The following is a 7,091-nucleotide window of genomic DNA, read 5'->3' as shown; positions in this document are numbered from 1 at the left end:
TTCCATGTCCCGTCTGTTAACATTAATCTTGGCATGTAGGTTCGGTGTAAAGTTTTCTGGCGAATTCAATTATACCTTATCTTCATGCTGTTTGTTTTTCATACCACAAAGATCAACACGCCCTAGTGATCTGCTAAATCACTCGTGAAAAACGCGTCGCATTTATTTGTTTTTGTAAATGAGCGTCAAAGCACATGCAAATAATACGAATGAATAAGTTGCCGCGTGGCGTTACGCTAATTTTATTATCATTTATAGTGACTAGTTCATCTTTTATAAGCGGCGTAAGCGCAATTAACGCATCCTTAAAGTAGTCATTAAATATAAGCGCATGCTTTTCGCTAAAGTCTTGTATATCTAATTCAAACTGGCAAATGAGCTGCTTAATTGCATCAGCACGAATTACATCATCATGCGTTAAGTGCATACCTTTATTAAGGGCACAGCCGATTTGTGTTTCGATGCTGTGGTAATAATGTTTTAATTCTTTTTGATTTTGTAAAATGGCAGTGCCAATTTGTGAAATTGATGACACGCCTAAGCCTAATAAATCACAATTTCCATGGGTTGTATAACCTTGAAAATTACGATGTAACTTGCCTTCATTTTGCGCAATAGCTAGTTCGTTATCGGTTTTTGCAAAGTGGTCCATACCAATAAATTGATAGCCTGCTTGCGTCATCTGCTCCAGCGTGTTTTTAAACATAGTGAGTTTATTATGTGCACTGGGTAAATCTGCATCTTTAATCTTACGCTGTGCGGCAAAGCGCTCTGGTAAATGCGCGTAGTTAAACACCGATACTCGGTCAGGGCTTAACTCAATAAGTTGCTCTATAGTTTGCTTAAAGCTCTCTGGCGTTTGCAGAGGAAGCCCGTAAATCATATCTGCATTAATAGATTGAAATCCCAGCTCGCGAGCTTGTGTAATTAATTGCTTAACCGTATCTGCATTTTGCGGGCGATTAACAGCAAGTTGCACGTCGTCGTTAAAGTCTTGAATCCCAAATGAGACACGGTTAAAGCCAAGCATCCTTAAATCAACGAGCATATTATCGGCAAGTGAGCGTGGGTCTATTTCAATGCCGCGCTCTGTTGTGCTTGTAAAATTAAAGTGCTGCTCTAAAAGCTTAATTAGACGAGTCATTTGTTTTGCGGTTAAAAAGGTGGGAGTACCGCCACCTAAATGTAATTGCTCAACCGTGTAGTTTTTAAATAAATGAGCTTGGGCAGTAATTTCTTTTGCTAAAAAGTCGAGGTACGTATCTGCCTTAGATTGATGGCGGGTAATTATTTTATTACAACCACAGTAGTAGCAAAGCTGGCTACAAAACGGGATATGAATATATAGAGAAAGTGAACGACTCGTTGACGATTCTACAGCGCTTAGTAGGTCTTGTTGTTGATACCCGTCACGCAGTGATAGAGCGGTGGGATACGAGGTATAACGCGGGCCAGACACATTATATTTGTTTATTAGGGTTTGATCCCATTGTGGAAGTTTAATCATCACGCGCACCTAAGTATTTATTTAGGGGGGGATTATAAAAAAGTACGCAGTGAGGCGGTTTGATCTATAACAAAAAAGGTACCGAAGCACCTTTTTTAATAAAATATCAATTAATGCGGTCTAATTAATACGTAACGGTATGAGCATCTTTGAGATATTGAAATAACTCTTTATAACCTTTACCCGGCTTTTCAGCTTTCGCTTCTTTTGCCGCATTACGAACCAATTGACGCATTTGCTGACGATCAAGAGACGGAAACTGTTCAATAGTCTCATTGATAAGGTCATCACCTTGTTCAATTAGGTCTGAACGTAATTGCTCAATTTTTTTGACCAATACTTCAGCTTGGTTATTTTTATTAAGCATTACATCGATAATCGCTCTAATAGCGTCAATGTTTTCTACAGTACGCAACGTTTTAGCGATGTAGTTTAAGTGACGGCGGTACGCGTCACTTTTATTACTTATTTTATCAGCAACAACCATTGCCGCTTTTAAATCGTCATTTAATGGCAGGCGTTCGCGCTGTTTTTTACCCATTTTGGCAATTTCAGTACCTAACTGATGAAACTCTTGCGCTTCGCGCTTAAGCTCCGTTCTTGATACATATTCAATTTCTTCTTCAATTTCAGCAGGCTTGCCTTTTTTCTTTGCCATGGGGTGCTCTTAAATAAAAATAACTTTTGCCATTATACATGAATATGATACTTAGGAATATTAGCTGATGTGATGCATTGAGTGTGTTAGCATTTAAATATAAGAAATGCGTGCATTATGCCTCTAAGGCTCAGGACTTAATTTATGAAAAGCCAACAAAACGATCCAATTTATTCTCAAATATCGCAAGTTAAAGATGCGGTAGCAGAAGTACTCGAACATGCCAAAAAATTAGGCGCAACAGCTGCAGAAGCGGCTATGTCTAGCACGTCTGGTTTATCGGTTAGTACACGAATGGGTGAAGTAGAAACCATTGAGTTTAACCAAGACGGCGGCTTAGGCATTAGTGTATACGTTGGTAATAATAAAGGTTCGGCGTCAACCGCTGATTTAAATCCAAAAACATTGCGCATGGTAGTCGAAAAAGCGATTGATATAGCCAAATTTACATCGGATGACCCATTTAACGGCGTTGCTGATAAAGAATTGCTTGAATTTAATCCTAAAGATTTAGATTTATACCATCCTTGGGATGTAAGCCCTGAAGAAGGTGTTGAGCTTTGTCATGCTGCTGAGCAAGCTGCATTAAACGCAGATGAGCGCATTGTTAACTCTGATGGTGCGAGTTTTTCATCTCACCAAGGATTACGTGTTTATGGTAACAGCCATGGTTTGATAACTGGCTTTCCACGCACTCGTCATAGCATTAGTACGATGGTAATAGGTCAAGATGGCGAGCAGATGCAACGCGACTCTGCTTATACTGTTGCCCGCGACCAAGCGGGTTTAAATGACGCAGCGGCAGTTGGGCTTGAAGCAGCAGCTGAAACATTGGCTAAATTAAATAGCCAAAAGTTAGGCACAATGAAAGTGCCTGTTATTTTTAGAGCCGATATTGCAAATTCATTGTTTGGTCACTTAGTGTCGGCAATTGGTGGTGGTGCGCTTTATCGTAAATCAAGTTTTTTACTTGATAGCTTAGGCACACAAGTATTTAGTAATTGTGTGAATATTGCCGAGCGCCCACATATTTTAAAAGGGTTGGCGTCGTCACCGTTTGATAGCGAAGGTGTTAAAACATTCGATAGGGAAATTATTCAAGGCGGCGAGCTACAAACTTATTTATTAGCAAGTTATGCCGCGCGTAAAATGAATATGACCCCAACAGGGCATGCTGGCGGTATACATAACTGGCTTGTTGAGCAAACTCATAACGATTTAACTGCACTATTAAAAACGATGGGCACCGGCTTATTAGTTACAGAGCTAATGGGGCAGGGCGTAAATACCGTAACGGGTGATTACTCTCGTGGTGCTGCTGGTTTTTGGGTTGAAAATGGTGAAATCCAATATCCTGTAAGCGAAATTACCATTGCTGGTAATTTAAAAGATATGTTTAAAGGCATATCTGCTATTGGTGGTGACATAGAACGCCGTGGTGGTATTCAAACTGGCTCAGTATTAATAGAGCAAATGCAAATAGCCGGCGCGTAGTATTAATACGCAGTGTATACTTAGACCTAGAGTATTATCTCTGGGTCTAAGTGAGCTTTTACGAGGTGTAAAATGGCTAAAGATAGATATGCACCAAAACCGCTAACCGATATTATGGCGGGGTTAAATAATCGTTTATCAGCTTATGCAGGCAAAAGCCAAGCACTTGATACACAGCAAACCCTATTAAAAGATTTTTTGGGTCCTAAGTTGGGTGATAAATGCCGAGTCAGTAATTACCGAGACGGCACGCTAATGATAGAGGCGGTATCTGCACCTATAGCGCTTAGGCTTAATTATTTAAAAATGGATATGCTTTCACATTTTAGAGCTGCCGGAATGGCAGAGCTCGGGCAAATAAAAATAACTGCAAATCCTCAAGCAACTCAGAGATTAAGTACAGCGAATAAGTCGGGCAGTCCTGCAGTTACCAACTCACGTAAAATGAGTGAGCAAACAGCTGATTACTTAAACGCGATAGCATCTTCTGCACCCCCTTCTTTAAAAGAAAAACTAGAGCGTTTAGCGCTTCACGGAAAAAATAAAAGTAAGTCTTAACTACCCACCATCTTGTTATTGGTGGGGCTAATTTGGCAGCTCACCGCATTCAAAATACTTTGTTACATATTCCATTTTATTGTTGGCTTAATGAGGTTTATGATACTGCGTGGGCTTTATATTGATCGAAAGCTCTTTGATACCCATTCCATTAAGTAAAAGCGTGTAGGCAGTGCTATTTTTACTCCTGCTATATTCAAGAGTTTAATGGAGTTGGTATGTGATACCAACCTGCATAAGTCTTTGATCAATTTAACGAATTAAATTGCACTATAACGTCGTTAAAAATTTTTTATTTAGAGCAGCTAGATACAAAAACTTTTGCCTGGTTCTAGCGTGATTTTCTTAACGTTAAATAGACCCCATATATAAGCAGATTGGTATGATTCAATTCTAACTAACAAACGGAATAATTATGAATAAAGTAACAATGGCTGCTGCAAGTATCGCACTTGCGCTTGGCTTGGTAGGTTGTGGTGAAAAACAACAAGAAACTAAAGTAACCGACACTCCAGTAGTAACAGCACCCGCTGAAAAACCACTAGAGCTTGGTATTGAATTAGCTAATATGGATAGTTCAGTACGCGCACAAGACGATTTTTACTACCATGTAAATGGGCAGTGGTTAGCTAAAACTGAAATACCAGGTGATAAGTCTAACTACGGTTCTTTTTCGCAGCTATATGATGAGTCACAAAAAGCGATGAAAATTGCCCTTGAAAGTGCAGCCGCAAACAAAGCTGCTAAAAAAGGCAGTGATGAGTATAAAATTGGCGCATTTTATAAAAGCTACATGAATCAATCTGCGCGTAATGAGCTAGGTATTACGCCATTACAACCGTCATTAGATACGATTGATAGCGTTAAATCTAAAGCTGACTTAGTGGGTTTAATGGCTAAAATTCAAAAACAAGGCGGTACTTTACCGTTTGGTTGGTTTGTAAATAACGATGCTAAAAACTCGAGCGAGTATGCATTGTATTTATCTCAGTCGGGCCTAGGTTTACCAGATCGTGATTATTACTTAAATGATGACGAAAAATTCACTAAAATTCGTGCTTCTTACGAGCAATACATCACAGATGTTTTAGCAAAATCAGGCGTTAAAAATGCAGCAGAAGCTGCCAAGAGCGTACTTGCATTTGAAAAAACACTAGCTGATGCTCAGTGGAGCCGTGTGCAAAGCCGTGATGCAACTAAATCTTATAACAAGATGACAGTAGCAGACGCAAGCAAGTTGATGGGCGACCTTGATTTAGCTGCATTCTTCAAAGATGCAGGTGTGAGTGCAAGTGATATTATTGTACGTCAACCAAGCTACTTAGAAGCACTTGCTACTATTTACAAAGACACAGATTTAGCGACGTGGAAAAACTACTTAAAATTTCATTTCGTAAGTGGTTATGCAGAGCTACTTAGCGAAGATTTAGTTAACCTTAACTTTGACTTTTACAGCACAACACTTCGTGGCGTAGAAGAACAAGCACCTCTTTGGAAGCAAGCGGTTGATGCATCTAACAGTGTACTTGGTGAAATTTTAGGTAAGGTATACGTTAAAGATAACTTCCCGCCAGAAGCTAAAGCACGCATGGAAGAGTTAGTTGATAACGTAATTAAAGGTTATGGCGTTGCTATCGAAAATCTTGAGTGGATGAGCCCTGAAACAAAGCTTGCAGCGAAAGAAAAATTAGACAAATTTACGCCTAAGATTGGTTACCCAGACACGTGGAAAGATTACTCAGAGCTAGAGATTAACTCAGACGAGCTAGTAGGTAATTACATTCGTTATAGCGAATGGGCATACGCAGATATGATTGCTAAATTGGGTAAACCAGTTGATCGCTCTGAGTGGCACATGACTCCGCAAACGGTAAATGCGTATTACAACCCAGTAAACAATGAAATTGTATTTCCAGCCGCTATATTACAACCACCATTCTTTAATTTAGAAGCGGATGATGCTGTAAACTACGGCGCAATTGGCGCGGTAATTGGGCATGAGCTTGGCCACGGTTTTGACGACCAAGGTGCTAAATACGACGGTGACGGTAACTTACGTAACTGGTGGAGTGAGACTGACCTTAAGCAATTTGAAGAGCGTACAGCGGCTTTAGTTGCACAGTATAACGAATATAAACCATTTGAAGATGCAAGTGTTAATGGTGAGCTAACGCTTGGCGAAAACATTGGTGACTTAGGTGGTTTAACCGTTGCGCATAAAGCGTATATGCTATCTTTGGGTGATAAAAAATCACCCGTGATAGATGGTTACACAGGCGATCAACGCTTCTTTATGGGTTGGTCACAAATCTGGCGTCGTAACTACCGCGATGAAGAGTTGCGTAATCGTTTATTAACAGACCCTCATTCACCAAGTCACTACCGTGTAATCGGTATCTTGTCGAACATGCCTGAGTTTTACGAAGCGTTTGACGTAAAAGAAGGTGATAAAATGTATATCAAACCAGAAGATCGCGTAAAAATCTGGTAATTGCATTGCTATAAATAACAAAAAACCAGTAAGTTTTTAGCTTACTGGTTTTTTTTGTATCTTGAATTTGTAAATAACCTGAACTATGGATAATAAATCTATCTCAAGCAGCTATTTTCAGCGCTAACTACGTTGAATTTACTTGCAATAGGCCAGCTATTGACGCGTAAATTCGCCTTGTTTTCACTAAAAATCTCTGGCTAGAGAAAATAAATTTAAATATCACCATGATTCAATACGTTAATAAATTTCTTAACCAGAGTTCATATATGGTCTCCTCCAGTATTGCAAGGTGTCATTCAACGATAGCAGGGACAGGTTTGCTGTCATATATACGGTCTTTTAGTGAAGATTATTACTTCTGACCTTGATGTAATCCGCGC

General features: G+C 39.6%; 5 protein-coding genes. 3 read left to right on the top strand and 2 right to left on the bottom strand.

The features are described from left to right. Positions 1-133: 133 nt before the first annotated feature. Together hemN and yjgA are read right to left on the bottom strand one after the other, a co-directional pair. Positions 134-1,507 (bottom strand): oxygen-independent coproporphyrinogen III oxidase, encoded by a 1,374-nt coding sequence (gene hemN / locus H4J63_RS19230; RefSeq protein WP_182198029.1) that lies wholly within the window; start codon positions 1,505-1,507, stop codon positions 134-136. Positions 1,508-1,631: 124 nt separating this feature from the next. Then, the gene (yjgA, locus tag H4J63_RS19225) at positions 1,632-2,165 is read right to left on the bottom strand and encodes a ribosome biogenesis factor YjgA (protein WP_007582068.1); all 534 of its coding nucleotides are present in this window, start codon (positions 2,163-2,165) and stop codon (positions 1,632-1,634) included. Positions 2,166-2,309: 144 nt separating this feature from the next. Here yjgA and pmbA point away from each other — a divergent pair, with 144 nt between their 5' ends. The 3 genes from pmbA to H4J63_RS19210 all read left to right on the top strand — a co-directional run bounded on the left by pmbA (position 2,310) and on the right by H4J63_RS19210 (position 6,708). Beyond that, positions 2,310-3,659, top strand: a complete 1,350-nt coding sequence (pmbA, locus tag H4J63_RS19220) for a metalloprotease PmbA (RefSeq protein ID WP_182198028.1) — start codon at positions 2,310-2,312, stop codon at positions 3,657-3,659. Between the two features lie 72 nt (positions 3,660-3,731). Next, positions 3,732-4,217: a DUF721 domain-containing protein gene (locus H4J63_RS19215; protein WP_024589904.1), complete on the top strand. Its 486-nt coding sequence runs from the start codon at positions 3,732-3,734 to the stop codon at positions 4,215-4,217. Between the two features lie 415 nt (positions 4,218-4,632). Continuing rightward, positions 4,633-6,708, top strand: coding sequence for a M13 family metallopeptidase (locus H4J63_RS19210; RefSeq protein ID WP_182198026.1), 2,076 nt, complete (start codon positions 4,633-4,635; stop codon positions 6,706-6,708). Positions 6,709-7,091 lie beyond the last annotated feature (383 nt).

The organism is Pseudoalteromonas sp. 5Ae-yellow (genome assembly GCF_014077565.1).
In the GTDB taxonomy this organism is placed as follows: domain Bacteria; phylum Pseudomonadota; class Gammaproteobacteria; order Enterobacterales; family Alteromonadaceae; genus Pseudoalteromonas.
This window is presented reverse-complemented; position numbering and strand designations above follow the sequence as displayed.

Excerpts from the sequence above, each read along its gene's own strand:
- hemN (WP_182198029.1), bottom strand. The coding sequence starts at position 1,507 with ATGATTAAACTTCCACAATGGGATCAAACCCTAATAAACAAATATAAT.
- yjgA (WP_007582068.1), bottom strand. The coding sequence starts at position 2,165 with ATGGCAAAGAAAAAAGGCAAGCCTGCTGAAATTGAAGAAGAAATTGAA.
- H4J63_RS19210 (WP_182198026.1), top strand. The coding sequence starts at position 4,633 with ATGAATAAAGTAACAATGGCTGCTGCAAGTATCGCACTTGCGCTTGGC.
- pmbA (WP_182198028.1), top strand. The coding sequence starts at position 2,310 with ATGAAAAGCCAACAAAACGATCCAATTTATTCTCAAATATCGCAAGTT.
- H4J63_RS19215 (WP_024589904.1), top strand. The coding sequence starts at position 3,732 with ATGGCTAAAGATAGATATGCACCAAAACCGCTAACCGATATTATGGCG.